At 68.4% G+C, this 18,133-nt stretch carries 14 protein-coding genes and 4 pseudogenes; 6 read left to right on the top strand and 12 right to left on the bottom strand.

Translation table 11 applies throughout. From position 1 onward, the window contains the following. Nucleotides 1–78: 78 nt before the first annotated feature. The 4 genes and pseudogenes from ID132_RS06180 to ID132_RS06165 all read right to left on the bottom strand — a co-directional run bounded on the left by ID132_RS06180 (nt 79) and on the right by ID132_RS06165 (nt 5,417). Nucleotides 79–1,804: pseudogene (locus ID132_RS06180) on the bottom strand (dipeptide ABC transporter ATP-binding protein). Next, complete coding sequence (locus tag ID132_RS06175) at nt 1,801–2,751, bottom strand: ABC transporter permease (protein ID WP_125107038.1); 951 nt, start codon at nt 2,749–2,751, stop codon at nt 1,801–1,803. The pseudogene ID132_RS06180 and the gene ID132_RS06175 overlap by 4 nt, the downstream one beginning before the upstream one ends. Next, nucleotides 2,741–3,670, bottom strand: coding sequence for an ABC transporter permease (locus ID132_RS06170; protein WP_125107037.1), 930 nt, complete (start codon nt 3,668–3,670; stop codon nt 2,741–2,743). The genes ID132_RS06175 and ID132_RS06170 overlap by 11 nt, the downstream gene beginning before the upstream one ends. Before the next feature lie 121 nt (nt 3,671–3,791). Further along, entirely contained in the window at nt 3,792–5,417 is a 1,626-nt protein-coding gene (locus ID132_RS06165) for a peptide ABC transporter substrate-binding protein (protein WP_125107036.1), read from the bottom strand. A gap of 342 nt (nt 5,418–5,759) precedes the next feature. Between ID132_RS06165 and ID132_RS06160 the strand changes: the two genes are divergently transcribed. The 5 genes from ID132_RS06160 to ID132_RS06140 are packed head-to-tail and all read left to right on the top strand — an operon-like array spanning nt 5,760 to nt 10,548. Beyond that, on the top strand, nt 5,760–6,779 hold the full coding sequence (locus ID132_RS06160; protein ID WP_125107035.1) for an iron-siderophore ABC transporter substrate-binding protein: 1,020 nt from the start codon (nt 5,760–5,762) through the stop codon (nt 6,777–6,779). A gap of 8 nt (nt 6,780–6,787) precedes the next feature. Further along, complete coding sequence (locus ID132_RS06155; protein ID WP_328743699.1) at nt 6,788–7,804, top strand: FecCD family ABC transporter permease; 1,017 nt, start codon at nt 6,788–6,790, stop codon at nt 7,802–7,804. After that, complete coding sequence (locus ID132_RS06150) at nt 7,801–8,817, top strand: FecCD family ABC transporter permease (RefSeq protein ID WP_193128125.1); 1,017 nt, start codon at nt 7,801–7,803, stop codon at nt 8,815–8,817. The genes ID132_RS06155 and ID132_RS06150 overlap by 4 nt, the downstream gene beginning before the upstream one ends. Further along, on the top strand, nt 8,814–9,641 hold the full coding sequence (locus ID132_RS06145) for an ABC transporter ATP-binding protein (RefSeq protein WP_125107033.1): 828 nt from the start codon (nt 8,814–8,816) through the stop codon (nt 9,639–9,641). Before ID132_RS06150 ends, ID132_RS06145 begins: the two co-directional genes overlap by 4 nt. After that, on the top strand, nt 9,631–10,548 hold the full coding sequence (locus tag ID132_RS06140; RefSeq protein WP_193128124.1) for a siderophore-interacting protein: 918 nt from the start codon (nt 9,631–9,633) through the stop codon (nt 10,546–10,548). The genes ID132_RS06145 and ID132_RS06140 overlap by 11 nt, the downstream gene beginning before the upstream one ends. 76 nt (nt 10,549–10,624) lie before the next feature. Here ID132_RS06140 and guaB read toward each other — a convergent pair. From guaB to groES, 3 genes and pseudogenes are all read right to left on the bottom strand, one after another. Next, nucleotides 10,625–12,126: pseudogene (guaB, locus tag ID132_RS06135) on the bottom strand (IMP dehydrogenase). Between the two features lie 123 nt (nt 12,127–12,249). Next, complete coding sequence (gene rarD, locus ID132_RS06130; protein ID WP_125107030.1) at nt 12,250–13,230, bottom strand: EamA family transporter RarD; 981 nt, start codon at nt 13,228–13,230, stop codon at nt 12,250–12,252. Nucleotides 13,231–13,309: 79 nt separating this feature from the next. Then, a complete protein-coding gene (gene groES / locus ID132_RS06125; protein ID WP_125107029.1) occupies nt 13,310–13,603 on the bottom strand; it encodes a co-chaperone GroES in 294 nt (97 codons plus the stop codon). 160 nt (nt 13,604–13,763) lie between these two features. Here groES and ID132_RS06120 point away from each other — a divergent pair, with 160 nt between their 5' ends. After that, nucleotides 13,764–14,969 carry a THUMP-like domain-containing protein gene (locus ID132_RS06120; protein WP_193128123.1) on the top strand — a complete coding sequence of 402 codons (1,206 nt, stop codon included), beginning with the start codon at nt 13,764–13,766 and terminating at the stop codon, nt 14,967–14,969. 13 nt (nt 14,970–14,982) lie between these two features. Here the strand turns inward: ID132_RS06120 and ID132_RS06115 are convergent, their stop codons facing one another. From ID132_RS06115 to ID132_RS14755, 5 genes and pseudogenes are all read right to left on the bottom strand, one after another. Beyond that, on the bottom strand, nt 14,983–15,651 hold the full coding sequence (locus ID132_RS06115; protein WP_193128122.1) for a hypothetical protein: 669 nt from the start codon (nt 15,649–15,651) through the stop codon (nt 14,983–14,985). Between the two features lie 30 nt (nt 15,652–15,681). Then, nucleotides 15,682–16,810: pseudogene (gene tsaD / locus ID132_RS06110) on the bottom strand (tRNA (adenosine(37)-N6)-threonylcarbamoyltransferase complex transferase subunit TsaD). A 57-nt stretch (nt 16,811–16,867) separates the two neighbouring features. Continuing rightward, nucleotides 16,868–17,176, bottom strand: a pseudogene (locus ID132_RS13750) (GNAT family N-acetyltransferase); the annotation flags it as partial. 62 nt (nt 17,177–17,238) lie between these two features. Continuing rightward, a complete protein-coding gene (gene tsaB, locus ID132_RS06105) occupies nt 17,239–17,850 on the bottom strand; it encodes a tRNA (adenosine(37)-N6)-threonylcarbamoyltransferase complex dimerization subunit type 1 TsaB (RefSeq protein ID WP_125107026.1) in 612 nt (203 codons plus the stop codon). Between the two features lie 10 nt (nt 17,851–17,860). Then, nucleotides 17,861–18,091, bottom strand: a complete 231-nt coding sequence (locus tag ID132_RS14755) for a hypothetical protein (protein WP_328743718.1) — start codon at nt 18,089–18,091, stop codon at nt 17,861–17,863. Nucleotides 18,092–18,133: the final 42 nt, after the last annotated feature.

Genomic DNA, 18,133 nt, shown 5'->3' with positions numbered 1-18,133 from the left:
CCCCCTCACCCAGCAGGAAACGGGGGCTGCCGCCCGGCTTCCATGGAAGCAGCGGGCGGCAGCCGGTGGCGCTAAGGGTTAGGCCTCGGTGGCGAACTCGAAGCTGGCGCCGGGGATCGCCTCAAGCAGGCGTTGCGTGTACTCCTCACGCGGGTTGTCGAAGAGCTCGTCAGTCGTGCCCCGCTCGACGATCTGGCCCTGGCGCATCACGCAGACGTTGTCGGCCACCAGGCGCACAACCGCGAGGTCGTGCGTGATGAACAGGTACGTCAAGCCGAGCTCGTGTTGGAGCTTCGTGAGCAGCTGCAGAATCTGCCCCTGCACGAGCACGTCGAGCGCCGAAACGGCCTCGTCGAGCACGAGTACCTCGGGCTGCAGCGCCAGCGCACGCGCGACGGCGACACGCTGTCGCTGACCGCCCGAAAGCTCGCTCGGGTAGCGGTCGCGGAGCTCGGTCGGCAGCGCCACCTGCTCGAGCAGCTCTTCGACGCGCTCGCGGCGCGACTTCGGAGTGCCGACGCCGTGAATCGCCATCGGCTCGGCAATCGTGTTGCCGACGCTGTACTGCGGGTCGAGCGTGCCGTATGGGTCCTGGAACACCGGCTGCACGCGGCGACGGAACGCGAGCAGCTCCTTGCGGCTCAGTCGCGTCATGTCGCGACCGTCGAACTCGATGCTGCCCGAGGTCAGCGGCTCGAGCTGCAGGAACAGCTTCGCAAGCGTCGATTTGCCCGAACCCGACTCGCCCACGATCGCCGTGGTCGTGCCACGCGCGACGTCGACGCTCACACTGTCAACGGCGCGCACTTCCTTCTTCGCGAGGCCGCGGGTGCGCAGCTTGTAGATCTTCTGCGCATCCTTGATCTGAATCAGCGGCGGCTCGCTCGCGGGCACCTCATCGGCCTGCTCCTCGCGCTCGGCCGCGCGCTCGAGCATGGGGGCCTCGATGGCGCCCGTCGGCGACACGTCAATGTCGTCCTGACGCGCGACCTCGAGCCGCTTCGAGGCGAGGCTCGGCGCAGCGCTCACGAGGCGCTTCGTGTACGGATGCCGCGGGTCGGTGAGAATCTCGCGCGACGGCCCGGACTCGACGACCTGCCCCTTGTACATAACGACGAGGTGCTCGGCACGGTCGGCCGCGAGGCCGAGGTCGTGGGTGATGAACAGCACCGAGGTGCCGTGCGTGGCCGTCAGGCTCTCGAGGTNCCGAGGTCGGCTCGTCGGCGATGAGAAGCTTGGGCCGCGCCGACATGCCAATACCGATCAGCGCGCGCTGGCGCATGCCGCCCGAGAACTCGTGCGGGTACTGGCGAAGGCGAGCCTGCGCATCCGGCAAACCGGCCTCGGTGAGCACCTCGATCGCGCGCTGGCGCACCGCCTTGCGGCCGTGCGCGACGTTGTTCGCGCGAATCGTCTCCTCGACCTGGAACCCGATAGTCCATACCGGGTTGAGGTTCGACATCGGGTCCTGCGGCACGTAGCCGATCTGCTCGCCGCGCAGCTCGGTGATTTCGCGCGAGCTCAGCTTCGTGAGGTCGCGCCCCTCGAAGAGAATCTCACCACCGGTCACGTGACCGGTGCCGGGCAGCAGCTGAATAATCGACTGCGCCGTGGTCGACTTACCCGAGCCCGACTCGCCCACGATCGCGACGGACTGGCCGGGGAAGATCGTGAGGTCGACGCCGCGTACGGCGGGCACCGAGCCCGACTTCGTCTCGAAGTTCACCTGCAAGTTGCGGATCTCGAGCAGCGGCGTCTCGGCCTCGCCCGTCGTCTCTGGCGTAGTTGCTGGGCTGGTGGTCATCGGCGTGCACGCTCCTTCGGGTCGAGCGCGTCGGTGACCACGTCACCGAGCATGAGGAACGAGAGCACCGTGAGCGACAGCGCGGCGGCCGGGAACACGAGCACGAGGGGGTTGGTGTTGAGGGAGGCGCGTGCCTGCGAAATGTCGTTACCCCACGACATCGTGCTCGGCGGCAGACCGATACCGAGGAACGACAGGGTCGACTCGGCCACGATGTAGACACCGAGCGACACCGTCGCGACGGCGATGACGGGGCCGATCGCGTTCGGCAGTACGTGACGCAGCAGGATGCGGAACCGCGAGAGCCCCAGCGCGATCGACGCGGTCACGTAGTCGGACTGCTTTGCGGTCATGACCGAGCCGCGCATGATGCGCGCGATCTGTGGCCACGCGAACAGCGAGATCACGAGGGCGACGAGCAGCGGGGTGCGACCCGAGAGGGCCGACATGAGCACGATGGCGCCGAGGACGGTCGGGATCGCGAAGAAGATGTCGCCCACGCGCGAGATGATCGTGTCGAGCCAGCCGCCGTAGTAGCCGGCGAGCGCGCCAACGACACCGCCGAACAGCACGACGATCAGAGTCGCGAGGAAGCCGACGATCACTGAGGCCTGCGCGCCGTAGAGCACGCGGGCGAAGACGTCACAGCCCTGGCGGGTGTAGCCGAATGGGTGGCCGGCGGTGGGCAAGCCGTCGCTGTTCGCGAGCAGGCAGCCCTGGTTCGGCGACTCGTTCGTGAAGACGCCGGGGAAGAAAGCGACGAACAGGATGATGACGATGAGCACCGCCGAGATCCAGAACATCGGGCGACGGCGCATCGACTCCCAGGCGTCGCCCCAGGTGGTGCGTGGCTTGCCGCTCGTGCGCACGGCATCGACCGCCTGCACCGGAGTCTCGGAGACGGGTGCGACGAAGCGTTCTTGCTGCAGACGAGCGTTATTTGGCATAGCGGATCCTTGGGTCAAGCCACGCGTAGAGCAGGTCGACGAGGAGGTTGGCGAGCATGAAGATCAACACCATGATGGCGACGAACGACACGACAGTCGGCCCCTCACCGAGGGTCACGGCGCGGTAGACCGTGCCGCCGACACCGTTGATGTTGAAGATGCCCTCGGTGACGATCGCGCCGACCATGAGCGCACCGAGGTCGATGCCGAGGAACGTGATCACCGGAATGAGCGAGTTGCGCACGACGTGCACCGTGATGACGCGGCGGCTCGAGAGGCCCTTCGCGGTCGCGGTGCGCACGAAGTCCGCCGACATGTTTTCGGCGACGCTCGAGCGCGTGAGCCGCACGATGTAGGCGAAGGATGCGCTCGCGAGCACGATGGCGGGCAGAATCAGCTCGCCCCAGGGCGCTTCGGCGCTCACGGTAGTTCGCGCCCACCCAAGGTTGATGGCGAAGACGAGCTGCAGCACATAACCGATGACGAACGTCGGCACCGAGATGAGCAGCAGGCTGACGACGAGCACGCTCGCGTCGAAGAGCTTGCCCTTGCGCAGGCCAGCGATGAGGCCGATCAGGATGCCCGCGACAGCTTCGAATGCGAGCGAGAGCAGCGCGAGGCGCAGGGTGATGGGGAAGGCGTGGGCCATCACTTCGGTGACAGGGCGACCCGAGAAGGTCGTGCCCCAGTCACCGCGGACGAGGCCCGAAATGTAATAGAAGTACTGGGCGATGAAGGGTTCATCGAGGTGATACTGCGCCCGGATGGCGTCAATGGCCGCTTGTGACGGCTGACGGTCTCCGAACAGCGCGGCGATCGGGTCGCCGGGCAAAAGAAAGACGAGGCTGTAAATCAGGAATGTTGCCCCGAAGAACACGGGGATGAGTTGCAGCAAGCGTCGGCCGAGATACCAAAGCATCGGCGGCTCCTCCTTGACATGTCACGAACGGCGACGGATCGCATCCCCGTTCGCACGGATGGAACCGGGGTTCGGTTGCCGAGCGCACTGGCTCAGCAACCGAACCCCGGTTCACGAATGGCTATTCCTTGGTGATCTGCTCGTAGAGCGGCACCGAGTCCCACCCGAAGGTGACGTTGCTCACGGTCTCGCCCCAGACACCAACAGCGTTGGAGTACCAGAGCGGGATCGACGGGAGGTCCTCAAGAAGAATCTGCTGGGCCTCGGTGTAGAGCGCGGTCGCTTCCTCAGGCGTTGCGGCCGAGAGTGCTGCCTGCACCTTCTTGTCGAACTCTGGGTTCGAGTAGCCCTCGTAGTTCGACGACGCACCGGTCTGGTACTGACCCGAGAGGAAGTTACCCTGCGACGGGTAGTCACCCTGCCAGCCGGCGCGGGTGGCACCGTCGAGCTTCTGCGCCTCGCGGTCCTCAAGGGCCGCGGCGAAGGTCGGGTACGACTCGCCCTCGGCGGTGATGCCGAGCGTGTTCGAGATGCTGTTCGCGGTTGCGTCGACCCAGGCCTGGTGGCCGCCGTCGGCGTTGTACGAGATGTAGAAGGTGCCCTCGTACGGCGAGATCTCGTCGGCCTGCGCCCAGAGTTCCTTCGCCTTCTCGGGGTCGTAGCTCAGCACATCGTTGCCCTCGAGGTTCTCGTCGTAGCCCTCAACGACCGGCGACGTGAAGTCGGTGGCCGGCGTGCGGGTGCCCTGGAAGATCGTGTCGGTGATCTCCTGGCGGTTGATCGACAGCGAGATGGCCTCACGGCGCAGCTTGCCCTCTTCGTCGTCCTTGAAGTGGTCGAGGTAGAAGGGGATGTTGATGCCCTGGTAGATCGCAGCCGCCTGGTTGACGTTGCGGTCCGGGAAGTCGGTCGTGTAGGTGCTGAACGCGGTGTCAGGCACTGCGTCGAGCACGTCGAGGTTGCCACCCTGCGCGTCGGCGTAGGCGGCCTCGAGACCGGTGTAGAAGACGAACTTCACGCCGCCGTTGACCGGCGTGCGGTTGCCCGAGTAGTCGGGGTTGGTGACGAGCGACATGCTCTCGTCGTGGGCCCAAGCGTCCTCGCCATCCGGCATGTAGGGGCCGTTGCCGATCGGGTTCTCACCGAATGCCTCGATGTCGTCGAATGCGACCGAGGGCAGCGGCATGTAGGCGGTGTAGCCGAGGCGGATCGGGAAGTCGGCCTCCGGCTCCTTCAGCGTGACGGTGAAGGTGGTGTCGTCGGTGGCCTCGATGCCGGTCAGCTCGGTGCTGCCGTCTTCGCTGGCGCCTTCAAAGTTACCGAACCAGTAGGCACCCGAAGGGTCCTGTGCCGCGTGGTTCCAGGTGTCCACGTACGTCTGCGCGGTGATCGCCTCACCGTTGGTGAAGGTCCAGTCCGGCTTGATCGTGATCGTCCAGGTAGTCGCGTCGTCGCTCTCGATCGACTCAGCCATCTCGTTCTGGTACTCGCCGGTGGCGTCATAGCTGACAAGACCGGCGTACATCGCGCTCAGAATCTTGCCGCCACCGGTTTCGGTGGTCGCGTAGGTAATCAGCGGGTTCTGGGGCTCGCTACCGTTGGTGGTGATGATCGCGGATGAGTCGCCAGTGGCGGCCTCGGTCGCACCATCGCCGCTGGTATTGCCGCTGGCGCAGCCAGCCAGCATGAGCGCACCTGCAGCTGCGAGGGCGATGGAGCCCCGCAGGAGTCGTGGTCGTCTCGACATGTTTCCTCAATTCTTGGGTGAGGCCGACTTCGTGGTGATGGGCGTGCAACTCTGCCTGCCCGAAGCCGGATCTTTGGATGAATACTTTAGGTGGTTGTTCACCCATTGCACAGATGTCGTTCAGGAAACCTGAAAATCTTTGCAAGTTTGTTGCACGCGAATGCGTGAGATTACGCAAAAGCGACAATTCTTGGTCGGCGTCTCGGTAATTCTGTGCACCCAACAACGACCCAACCTCGGAGTGAATTAGGGTAGCCTTACCTGAGTCGCGACCGACACGGGCTCGCTCGAATGTCCTCGATCGCGTGACTTTCCCCTGAGGTCCCTACGAAAGGATCCCCCATGCGCGCACGCCGCGTGACCACCGTCGCCACGACTCTTGTCGCATCCTTGGCCCTTGCTGCCTGCTCGAGCACCGCATCCGGCACCGACGGCGCCGCGAGCGGCGAGGCGGGCTACCCCATCACCATCGAGCACGCGCTCGGCACCACCACGATCGACGCGAAGCCGACGAGCGTCGCCGCCGTCGGCTGGGCCAACCAAGACACGGCGCTCGCGCTTGGCGTCTCGCCCGTCGGGTTCGGCGCTCAGACCTGGGGCGTTGAGGATGGCAGCGGCATGATGCCCTGGACGAAGGAGAAGGTGGAGGAGCTCGGCGGCGACCCCGTGCTCTTCGACGAGACCGACGGTATCGACTACGAGGCCCTCGCGAACACCGCTCCCGACGTGATCCTCGCCGCCTACTCGGGCATCACCGAGGAGGAATACGGCACGCTGAGCGACATCGCCGACACTGTCGCCTACCCCGAGACCGCATGGGCCACCACGTGGCGCGACCAGATCAAGTACAACTCCGAGGCAATGGGCCTGGCCACCGAGGGCGAAGCACTCACGACCGAGCTCGAGACGCTGCTCGACGAGAAGGTCGCTGAATACCCGCAGATCGACGGCAAGACCGGCGCGTTCATGTACGCCGGCCTCGGCGACGAGTCGCAGATCGGCTTCTACACGTCACTCGACCCGCGCGCAGGCTACCTCGAGGACCTCGGCCTCTCGGTGCCGCAGTCGGTGGCCGATGCGACCGAAACCGCCGACGGCTTCTACGTCGACATCAGCGCGGAGAACATCGACCAGCTCAACGACGTCGACGTGCTCGTCGTCTACGGCGACCAGGCGCTCCTCGACGAGTGGCAGGCCGACCCGCTCATCAGTCAGATTCCCGCCGTGCAGAACGGCTCGGTCGTGCTGCTCGGCAACGACGGCGCGCTCGCCGCTTCGGCGAACCCGTCGCCCCTGTCGATCCCGTGGGGTGTCGACGAGTACGTGCAGCTGATCGCCGACGCGGCCGACAAGGTCAAGTAGTTCCCCGCGTGCACAGCGTGCGAATCGGCCGCCGCCGGAGACTCCTCGGGCTCCTCCTGCTCGTCGGTCTGCTGGCGGTGGCCGCCGCACTTTCCCTCGCCTTCGGTGCCCGCGTGGTGAGCTGGCAGGAATTCCTGGCCGGCGTCACCGGCAGCGCCGGCCCGAGCGACATCGGTGCAATCGCGGTGCAGGAGCGCATCCCCCGCACCGTGTTCACCCTCGTCGCGGGCGCCGCGCTCGGCGTCTCTGGCGCCCTCATGCAGGCACTCACCCGCAATCCCATCGCCGACCCGGGCATCCTCGGCATCAACACTGGCGCCGCGCTCGGCGTCGTGGTGAGCATGTCGGCCTTCGGCCTCTCCACCCTCCCCCAGTACCTCGCGTTCGCCCTGCTCGGCGGGCTCGTCACCGCCGTCGCCGTCTACGCCATCGCCTCACTCGGCTCGGGCGGCGCGACGCCCGTCAAGCTCGCGCTGGCCGGCGTAGCGACCACCGCCGTGCTCACCTCGCTCGTCAGCGTCGTCACGCTGACGCAGAGCGACGTGCTCGACGTGTGGCGGCACTGGACGGTCGGCTCGGTCGGCCGCGGCAGTTGGGAGTCACTCGCGATCATCTCACCGCTGCTCATCATCGCGGCGGCGCTCGCAGCGTTCTCGCTCGGCCCGCTCAACTCGCTCGCGCTCGGCGACGAGGCCGCGACCGGGCTCGGCGTGAACGTGCTGCGCACACGCATCCTCGTCGCCGTATCGGGCGTGCTGCTTTGTGCCTCCGTCACCGCGGTCGCCGGGCCGATCAGCTTCGTCGGGCTCATGGTGCCCCACATCGTGCGGTTCCTCGTCGGCCCGAACCAGGCCTGGGTCGTACCACTCTCGGCCCTCGGCGGCGCGACCCTGCTGCTGCTCGCCGACGTGATCGGCCGCGTCGTCGTGCGCCCCGGCGAGCTTGCGGTCGGTCTCATCACCGCGTTCGTCTGCGCGCCCATGCTCATCGTCATCGCCCGCCGTTCGAAGGTGCGCGAACTATGACCCTCGACCTCGCCTGCCGCGCCCGCACCCGCCGCTACCACCTCGTGGTCGGCGTGCTCGTCGCGCTCCTCCTCGCCCTCGTCGTCGCGTTCGCGATGATCGGCGACGTCGTCTATCCAATCGGCGATGTACTCGCCGTCGTGGCCGGGCAGGATGTGCCGGGCGCGTCGTTCAACGTCGGCCAGCTGCGCCTGCCCGCGGCCACGCTCGCGGTGCTTGCGGGCGTCGCGTTCGGCGTCAGCGGCTGCGTGTTCCAGAACCTGCTGCGCAACGACCTCGCGAGCCCCGACATCATCGGCATCACCTCGGGCTCGAGCACCGCCGCGGTGTTTGGCCTGCTCGTGCTGGGGTGGAGCGGTCCCGCCGTGTCGGCTCTCTCCGTGGTCGCCGGGCTCGTGGTCGCAGCCATAATTGCGGCGCTCGCGGCCGGCCGCGGCGGCTTCGGCGGCCGACTCATTCTTATCGGCATCGGCGTGAGCGCGATGCTCGTGTCGGTGACAAGCTACCTACTCATGTACGGCAACGTGAACAGCGTGCCCGCGGCCCTGCGCTGGCTCAACGGCAGCCTCAACAATGCGAGCTGGGACGACATCCCCGTGCTGCTTATCGCCCTTGTCGTGTGCGGCGGCGGGGTGCTCGCACTGCAGCGCAACCTGCTGCCCATGGAGCTTGGTGACGAGGCCGCGACGGGGCTCGGTGTACGGGTGCAGCGCTCGCGGCTCACCCTCATGCTGCTCGCCGTCGCCCTCACCTCGTTCGCAACCGCCGCATCCGGCCCGATCTCGTTCGTCGCGTTCCTGTCGGGTCCGATCGCGCTGCGCCTCACCGGCCGCAGTAACCACTCGCCCATCGTGTCCGCGGCGCTCGTCGGCGCGGTGCTCGTGCTCGCGGGCGAGCTCATCGGCCAGCACGCGCTCGGCGTGCGCCTGCCGGTCGGCGTCGTCACCGGGCTCATGGGCGCGCCGTTCTTCTTGTACCTCCTCATCCGCTCCAACCGAAAGGGGGCCCAGTGACGAAGCACGCCCTTGTGCTCGAAGCGTCGGGGCTCGACGCGGGCTACGGCCGCACCGCGATCGTCCATGACGCGACCGTGCGCATCCCGCCCGGCGAAATCACGGTGATCCTCGGCGCCAACGCCTGCGGTAAGTCGACCCTGCTCAAGACCTTCGTGCGCGTACTCAAGCCGCTCGCGGGCAGCGTCGTGCTCGACGGCCGCGACGTCGCCGCGACACCGTCGAAAGAGCTGGCGCGCCAGCTCGGGCTGCTCCCCCAACAGCCGATCGCGCCCGAGGGCATCACGGTCTACGACCTCGTCGCGCGCGGCCGGCACCCACATCACCGGGCGTTTCAGACCCACGCGGCCGACGACGACGCGGTGATCGCCGATGCCCTCGCCGCGACCGGCGTCACCGAGCTCGCGGGGCGGGCCGTCGACGAGCTCTCGGGCGGCCAGCGGCAGCGCGTGTGGATCTCGATGGCCCTCGCGCAGCGCACCGACGTGCTGCTGCTCGACGAGCCGACGACATTCCTCGACGTGACACACCAGTACGAGGTGCTCGACCTGCTCACCGACCTCAACCGCGAGCGCGGCACGACCATCGTCATGGTGCTCCACGACGTGAACCTCGCCGCCCGCTACGCCGACCACCTCATCGCCATGCGCGGCGGCAAGATCGTCGCCACCGGCACCCCGCGCGAGGTCGTCACCGAGGCCACCATGGCCGAGGTGTACGACATGACCTCGCGCGTCATCGACGACCCGGTCTCGGGCGCACCGCTCGTGCTGCCCGTCGGTCGCCACCACATCGACCCCACCGGAGGAAGCCATGCCCGTTAGCACCACCGTCGCCCCGTTCGCCCTGTTCCCGGTGCGCGTCACCGCGGTGCGCGACATCTCGCCCGGATTCCGCCGGGTCACGTTCGTCGACGAGTCGCTCGGTCACTTCGGCGACCCGGGCTGGGACCAGCGCATTAAGCTGCTGTTCTCGACGCCGACCGCGGATGCGCGCACGCTGCTCGGCTCGACCGACTGGTATGGCGACTGGCGCGCGCTGCCCGAGGACGCGCGCCCGCCCATCCGCACCTACACGACGCGCTATGTGCGACCCGAGCTGAACGAAGTCGATCTCGACCTCGTCGTGCACCCGGGCGGCACCGGGCCCGCCTCGCGCTGGCTTGAGGGCGCCGCCGAGGGCGACGAGCTCGTGCTGCTCGGCCCGGATGCGCGCTTCGACGGCGAGCCCGGCGGGGTCGACTTCGTGCCGCCGGCGCGCACCGAGCAGTACCTGCTCATCGGCGACGAGACGGCGGCACCCGCGATCGCGGTGATGCTCGAGCAGCTGCCGGCGGATGCTCGGGGTGTCGCGGTCGTCGAGGTCGAGTCGGCCGCCGACGCCGCGTACTTCCCCGCGCATCCCGGCTTCGAGGTGCGCGCCGTAGCGCGGGCCGGGGCCGAGCACGGTGCGGCGCTCGTCCCCGCCGTCGAGCGCGCCGCGGCCGAGCTCGCTCCCGAGGGCACGCCGCAGACCCTCACCGAGATCAACCTCGACACCGACCTGCTCTGGGAAGTGCCGCGCACCGCAAAGGGCGGCGCCGCGCTCGAGCAGACCTCGCTCTACACCTGGCTTGCGGGCGAGTCGAATGCCGTGAAGACGCTGCGCCGGCACCTCGTCGGCGAGCGTGGCATCGACAAGCGCACCGTCGCCTTCATGGGCTACTGGCGCCTCGGCCGCGCCGAAAACTAGCCGCACCCCTCAACAAGGCAGAGGTCGCGGATGCGCGGGGCCAGTCGCGAGTGCGCCGCCAGCCCTGCGCGAGCGCCTACTTCTTGTAGTTCGGGGCCTCCATGACCATCTGCACGTCGTGGGGGTGGCTCTCTTTGAGGCCCGCCGGGGTGATTCGCACGAAGCGGCCGCGCGACTGCAGGTCGGGGATCGTGCGGGCGCCGACGTAGAACATCGACTGGTGCAGGCCGCCGGTGAGCTGGAACACGTTCTGACGCACCGTGCCGCGGTACTGCACCTTGCCCTCGATGCCCTCGGCGATGAGCTCGTCGTCGCTCGGCACGTCGGCCTGGAAGTACCGGTCGCGCGAGTACGAGGTCTTCTTGCCGCGAGTCTGCATCGCGCCGAGCGAGCCCATGCCGCGATACGACTTGTACTGCTTGCCGTTGACGAAGATGAGGTCGCCGGGCGCCTCGTCGGTGCCCGCGAGCAGCGAGCCGAGCATGACGGCGTTCGCGCCAGCGACGAGCGCCTTCGCGATGTCGCCCGAGAACTGCAGGCCACCGTCGGCGATGACCGGCACGCCGGTGCCACGCGTCGCCTTCGAGGCCTCGTAGATCGCGGTGATCTGGGGCACGCCGACGCCCGCGACGATGCGCGTGGTGCAGATCGANCGGGGCCGACGCCGACCTTGACCGCATCCGCGCCCGCCTCGACGAGCGCCGCGGCGCCCTCGCGGGTCGCAACGTTGCCGCCGATAATGTCGACGTCCTTGAACGCCGGATCGTTCTTGAGCTTGCGGATCATGTCGATCTCGCCGCGCGAGTGGCCGTTCGCGGTGTCGACGACGATGACGTCGACACCGGCGTCGAGCAGCGAGCCCGCGCGCTCCCAGGCGTCGCCGAAGAAGCCGATGGCCGCGCCGACGCGCAGGCGGCTGATCGCATCCTTCGTCGCCAGCGGGTACTTGTCGCGCTTGTCGAAGTCCTTCACCGTCACGAGGCCACGCAGAATGCCGGCCTCGTCGACGAGCGGTAGCTTCTCGATGCGGTGCTGGCCGAGCAGGCGGAACGCGTCGTCGCCACTGATACCGACGGGGCCGGTGATGAGGCCCTCCGACGTCATCACCTCGTGCACCTTCGTGGTCGCCTTCTCGCTCTCGGCAACGAAACGCATGTCGCGGTTCGAGATGATGCCGACGAGCTTGCCGGCCTCGTCGACGACGGGCAGGCCCGAGATGCGGAACTGGCCGCAGATCTCGTCAACGTCGGCGACGGTCGCGTCGGCCGAGGTCGTGATGGGGTTCGTGATCATGCCTGACTCCGACCGCTTCACGCGGTCGACCATGTCGGACTGGTCCTGAATCGAGGCATTGCGGTGGATGATGCCGAGACCACCCTGGCGAGCCATCGCAATCGCGAGCCGTGACTCGGTCACGGTGTCCATGGCCGCCGAGACGAGGGGCACCTTAACCGAGATGTTGCGGGTGAGCTGCGTGGTCGTGTCTACCTCAGACGGAATCACATCGGTTTCTTCCGGAAGCAGCAACACATCGTCATAGGTGAGTCCGGTAAAGCCGAAGGGATCGTGCTCAGTCATGTTGCTCCTGCAAACGCGGTAGTGATCGCCCGCCGAGGACGCGGGCGCGTATCTCCATGGTACGACCCAACGTAGGGGCGGCGCGGGGCATTCCCGGGGTCGGGCCCGGGTGGTGCCGGATGCTCAGACGACGTTGATCTCGCCGGTCGGGTCGGGCTCGACCCTGGTGCGTCGGCGGCCTCGCCCAACATCGATCACGAGGTCGATCGTGAAGAACACGAGGCCGAGCCACACCAGGCCGAAACCGAGCCAGCGCTCGGGCGGCATCGGCTCGTGCAGCAGCACGACGCCGAAGATGAATTGCATGGTCGGCGCGACGTACTGCACGATGCCCACTTCGACGAGGCTCAGGCGCGCGGTGGCCGCAGCGAACAGCAGCAGCGGCACGCTCGTCATGACGCCCGCGAGCAGCAGCATCGTGGTGTGGCTGCCCGACACGCGGCCCATCGTCAGCCCGCTGGTCACCTCGATGAAGATGAGGATGCCGATGCCGACCGGCGCGAGCCAGAGTGTCTCCATCGTGAGCCCGGCGATCGGGTCGACGCTCCGACTCACCTGCTTCTTCAGCAGGCCATAGATCGCGAACGAGCACGCGATCGCGAGCGAAAGCCACGGCGGCTCGCCGTAGGCGACCACCATGACGATGAACGATGCCGTCGCGAGCGCGGCCGCGACCCACTGCAGCGGCCGCAGCCGCTCGCGCAGAAACACCATGCCGAGCAGCATCGAGATGAGCGGATTGAGGTAGTACCCGAGCGAGCCCTCGAGCGAGCGCCCGACCTCGACCGTGAGCACGTAGAGCGTCCAGTTCGCGAACACGGCGAGGCTCGCGAGGCCGAGGAAGAGCATCGAACGCCAGTTCTTAACGATGCGCATGAACGCACCCCAGCGGCGTGCAACCAGCAGCACCGCGAAGCAGAAGACGACCGAGAGGACAATGCGCCACGCGATGATCTCAAAGGTGCTCGTCGGCTTCACCGTCTGCAGGTAGAGCGGCAGCAGGCCCCACACTGCGAACGACGAGATGCCGAGAACCAGGCCGGTCGTCTGCGTCGACCCCGATCGCTCCGGTGCGGATGCGGGGCTGGCGGCAGAGTTCGTCACCTCCGCAGCTTACGCCGAAGCAACAACAAAGGCGGGCCCCCGGTATTCCGGGAGCCCGCCTGGTCGTTACGCGAGTAGCCTAGGCGATCTTCGCGAGCACGTCGCGAGCCGAAAGGATGAGGTAGTCCTCACCGGCGTACTTCACCTCGGTGCCACCGTACTTCGAGTAGATGACCTTGTCGCCAACGGCGACATCCATGGGGATGCGCTCGCCGTCTTCGTCGAAGCGGCCGGGGCCGACGGCAACAACCTCACCCTCCTGCGGCTTCTCCTTGGCGGTGTCAGGAATCACGAGACCCGACGCGGTGGTCTGCTCGGCCTGAACCTGCTGGATGACAATGCGATCTTCGAGCGGCTGAATGTTCACCGACACGGCAATCCTCTTTCTCTTGACGAGCTGTGCAAGTTTGAAGTTAGCACTCTCACCCTGAGGGTGCTAACTCGAGTGTATTGGGTGCTCCCTGATGGTGCCACCCAGCCGCCCGAGCGTACGCCCAGAGCGAATGCGCCCGCCTGCAAGTACGGTAGGCAGGGTGAATCGCGACGACCTGGAAGTGCTGCTCACCCCCAAGGCACTGCGCTTGCTCGATGAGTACGCCGAGCTTGACACTGTGAGCGACGCCGTCGGCGCGGTGATGACCCTGCGCAAGGCCGGCGTGGATGCGCACATGAGCTCCGTCGTGCTCACGCAGTTGCAATTGCGGCGGCGGGCACGCGCGAAGTTCGGCAAGTTCGCCACGAACATGCTGTTCACGGATGCCGGGCTCGCGCAGGCGACCCGGCTGCAGGTCGCGGCGCGGCACGCCGACCGGTTTCGCCGGGCCGAGGTGCGCACCCTCGCCGACCTCGGCTGCGGCATCGGCGCCGACTCGCTCGCGTTCGCATCGCTCGGCTTCGACCTGCTCTCGGTCGACACCGACGAGCTGACCGCCGCCATCGCGAGCTTCAACCTCGCGCCGTTCTCGAACGCGCGCGTCGAGCATTCGACGGCCGAGGCCACGAACCTCGATGGCGTCGAGGGCGTGTTCCTCGACCCCGCCCGCCGCACCGAGTCGCGCGGCGGCACCCGGCGCCTCGCTGACCCCGACGACTGGCGCCCGTCGCTCGGCTTCGCCTTCGATGTCGCCGCGAACGGCCGGGCGGCCGGCGTGAAACTCGGCCCCGCGATGCCCCACGAACTGCTCCCGCCGAGCACCGCGTCGAGGCCCGTGGAGACGCAGTGGCTGTCGGTCGAAGGCGAACTCGTCGAGTGCGCGGTATGGCTCGGCGCCACGGCGCGCGCCGGCGTACGCCGCAGCGCGCTCGTCCTGCGCGACGGCGCCCACGAACTCACGTCAGCCGGCGCAGCGAGCGAGGATGCGCCCGTCGGCGAGCTCGACGAGTTTCTCTACGAGCCCGACCCGGCGCTCATCCGCGGCCGGTTCATCGGCGAATTGGCGGGCCTCCTTGGTGGGCACATGATCTCGCCCGAGATCGCCTGGGTGACCGCGCCCGAGTTGCGCGAGACTCCCTTCGCGCAGGTGTTTCGCGTGCGCGAGGTGCTGCCGCTCCACGCGAGCTCGCTGAAGAAGCGGCTGCGCGAGCTCGGCATCGGCCGGCTCGAGATCAAGAAGCGTGGCGTCGACCTCGACCCGGCAAAGTTCCGCAAGGAGCTGCAGCCTCGCGGCGACAACGCCGCGACGCTGATCTGCACGCGCGTCGACGAGCGCCGCGTCGCGATCCTCGCCGACCGCGCCTAGCCCCGCGGGCTAGTTACATCGCGACAACGATCGCGGTCGCGATCGCAATCGCAATCGCAATCGCACTGCCCGCAATGCCGATGCCGGCGAGCGCCTTGCCGTTCGGCTCGCGACTCATCGCAACAACCGACATGACCAGGCCGATGACGCCGAGCGCACCCGCGATGATCCACAGAATGCCGGGGAAGCAAAGCAGAATCAGCGCGATGAGCGCGAGCGCGAGGCCGACGTACGAGAACGTGGGCCGCGCAGCCCCGGCCGCGGGCGCGCCGAACTGCGTCGGCGCAAACTCCTGCTCGCGCGGCTGGCCGTAGCCTTGCTGCTGGGTCGGCGGAGCGCCGTACCCACCCGGCTGCGGCTGGGCCTGCTGGCCCTGCTGGTGCTGGGCCTGCTGCGACACCGGCTGACCGGCGAGTGGCGGCTGCCCACCAGCGTAGTCGCCGTATTCGCGGTGCTCGAGGTGCTGCACCCGGTCGGTGTACTCGTCGTTCGTGAGGCCATCGACGTCGAGGGTGTCGCTGTCGTCGGCCTCACCGTTGTCGCCCGTCTCGCGCGGGTGAATCGGGCCCCGGCCGAAGTCAGAGCGGTCGTCGGTGACGCCAAACGTGCCGCCCGCGGCCGGCACAACCTGTTCTTCCTCACCGTGTGGCCGCTGCGTGTTTGCGCCCCCGCTGTCGGTCATCGACATGCTCCCTTCGCCATCGCGATCATCCTAAATTGTCAGGCTCGAAGATTCCGTGAGTTGTGCCTGGGTCATCGGCAACGTCGAGTCGGCAGCGAAGTCGACCGGCGACGGCGCGTGCCCTGCGGCCACAAGCTGGGCACCGAGCACGGCGATCATGGCGCCGTTGTCGGTGCAGAGCGACAGCGGTGGGATGTGCAGCTGCACGCCCGCCTCGGCGCTCCGCTCTGCGGTGAGCTCGCGCACCCGCGCGTTCGCGGCGACGCCGCCGCCGAGCAGCAACCGCGGAATGCCGAGGTCGCGGCACGCCGCGAGCGCCTTAGTCACGAGCACGTCGGCGACGGCCTCGCGGAACGACGCGGCGATGTCGGCGACGGGCACCTGCTCCCCCGCATCCTCGAAACGCTCGACCTCGCGCGCGACGGCCGTCTTCAGCCCCGAGAACGAGAAGCCGTAGCGGTGCCGCTCGAGGTCGGATGCGCGCGACAGTCCGCGGGGGAAGCGGAACGCCTTCGGGTTGCCCTCGGCCGCGACGCGGTCGATCTGCGGGCCACCGGGGTACGGCAGGCCGAGCACGCGGGCGACCTTGTCAAAGGCCTCGCCGGCGGCGTCGTCGATCGTCTCGCCGAGCAGCTCGGAGTCGCCCGTGAGCGAGTCGACGCGGATCAGCGAAGTGTGGCNCGCCCGAGACGAGCAGCGCGATGGTTGGAAACTCGACGGGGTCGCCGCCCTCGCGCAGCAGGTCGGCCGCGACATGGCCGACGAGGTGGTTCACGCCGTAGAGCGGCTTGCCGGTCGCAACCGCGAGCGCCTTCGCTGCGCCGACGCCGACCATGAGTGCGCCAGCGAGGCCGGGCCCCGCGGTCACGGCGATGGCGTCGAGCTCGTCGAGGGTCACGCCGGCCTCGTCGAGGGCCTGCTGCAGCACGTGCACCATCGAGTCGGCGTGGGCGCGCGCCGCGACCTCGGGCACGACGCCGCCGAACTTCGCGTGCTCGTCCATCGACGAGGCGACCGAGTTCGTGAGCAGCGTCGTGCCGCGCACGATGCCGACGCCGGTTTCGTCGCAGCTCGTCTCGATGCCGAGCACGAGCGGCTCGCGCGCCGGTTCGAGGCGCGCGTCGGCCGCGCTGAGCGCCGTGTCGATGTCGGCTCGCATCACGATCGCGGCCTCCCGTTCCTTGCGGTAGTAGTTGTCGCGCCGCCCGATTTCGGTGAAGCCGAGGGCGGCGTAGAGGGCGCGCGCGGGAGCGCCCGATTCGCGCACTTCCAGAAAGACGCGCTGTGCGCCGCGCGAGCGGGCCCAGGCGAGCAGTTCGCGCAGTAGGCGTGTGCCCCAGCCACCGCGGCGTAGCTCCGGGCGCACGGCGATCGTCTGCACATCCGCCTCGCCCGCCCCTTGCGCGGCGAGCACGCCAGCGGCGCCGACGAGCGCGCCGTCGCGTTCGAGCACGACGTAGTGCGTGTGCTCGCTGCGGAGCTCGTCGTGCATGCCCGACGCGCTCCAGTGGTCGAGCGGAAACATCTCGAGGTCGAGCGCGACCATCCCGTCGAGGTCGTCGACGGTCGCCTCCCGCAGCCGCACGCTCACGCGGTCACCCGCTTCGGCACGGCGCCGGGCTTCGCGTCGGGCGCGCGCAGGTAGAGAATCTCGTCGGCGTCGGCCGGCACACCTTGCTCCTGCCGCGCGAGCCACGCGAGGGCGAGGTACGCGGCCGAGACCTGGCGCGCATCCGCCCTGGCCTCGGCCTCAGGCACGGCGTCGGGCGCGACGAGTTGGAAGCCGCCGTCTGCGAGCACCGAACCCGCCGGGTAGTGGCTCAGGGCGAGCTCGCGGCGGCGGGCATCGGTCGTGACGAGCAGTGAGCCCGTGTTGGCGGGGTGCTCGTGGCGCCACTCGTGAGCGATCGCGTCGTGGCTCGGCATCGGATGCAGGGGCAGGCTGCGCGCGAACGCGAAGGTGCGCGCCGCGGCCACGCCGACGCGCAGGCCGGTGAAGGGGCCTGGGCCCATGCCGCAGACGACGTCGGTAATCTCGGCCGCTGTGATGCCGGCTGTCTCGAGCGCCGTCGCGATTGCCGCGCCGATGACCTCGGCGTGGTGGCGCGAGCTCGGCTCGCGGAACTCACCGATGACGCGGCCCTGGTCACTCACGACGGCGACGTCGGTTCCGGCAGAGGTGTCGATGGCGAGCAGCATGGCGCCAAGTCTACGCGGGCGACGCGGCCCCGCCGTCGGTGAGGAGTGCCTCGACCGAGAGGCCCGCGAAGCGGTCGCCGACCGCGCGCACCGCGACCTCGCGGGGTTCCTCGACCGCCGCATCCGGGTCGTTCGACGCGCCGGGGGCCGGGTCGGTCTGCCCAGCGCGGGGCCGCTCGAGTTCGAGCTCGAGCCACTCGTCGGTGATCGCGCCGACGACCTCCCTGCCCCACTCGATCACCGTGACGGCCGAGNTCGAGGTCGAGGTCGAGGTCGTCGAGTT

This window comes from Gulosibacter sediminis, from assembly GCF_014904065.1.
In the GTDB taxonomy this organism is placed as follows: domain Bacteria; phylum Actinomycetota; class Actinomycetes; order Actinomycetales; family Microbacteriaceae; genus Gulosibacter; species Gulosibacter sediminis.
This window is presented reverse-complemented; position numbering and strand designations above follow the sequence as displayed.

Bases quoted from the DNA above. Each gene is read 5' to 3' on its own strand.
- ID132_RS06175 (WP_125107038.1), bottom strand. From the start codon at position 2,751: ATGCCAAATAACGCTCGTCTGCAGCAAGAACGCTTCGTCGCACCCGTC.
- ID132_RS06170 (WP_125107037.1), bottom strand. From the start codon at position 3,670: ATGCTTTGGTATCTCGGCCGACGCTTGCTGCAACTCATCCCCGTGTTC.
- ID132_RS06165 (WP_125107036.1), bottom strand. From the start codon at position 5,417: ATGTCGAGACGACCACGACTCCTGCGGGGCTCCATCGCCCTCGCAGCT.
- ID132_RS06160 (WP_125107035.1), top strand. From the start codon at position 5,760: ATGCGCGCACGCCGCGTGACCACCGTCGCCACGACTCTTGTCGCATCC.
- ID132_RS06150 (WP_193128125.1), top strand. From the start codon at position 7,801: ATGACCCTCGACCTCGCCTGCCGCGCCCGCACCCGCCGCTACCACCTC.
- ID132_RS06140 (WP_193128124.1), top strand. From the start codon at position 9,631: ATGCCCGTTAGCACCACCGTCGCCCCGTTCGCCCTGTTCCCGGTGCGC.
- ID132_RS06115 (WP_193128122.1), bottom strand. From the start codon at position 15,651: ATGACCGACAGCGGGGGCGCAAACACGCAGCGGCCACACGGTGAGGAA.
- tsaB (WP_125107026.1), bottom strand. From the start codon at position 17,850: ATGCTGCTCGCCATCGACACCTCTGCCGGAACCGACGTCGCCGTCGTG.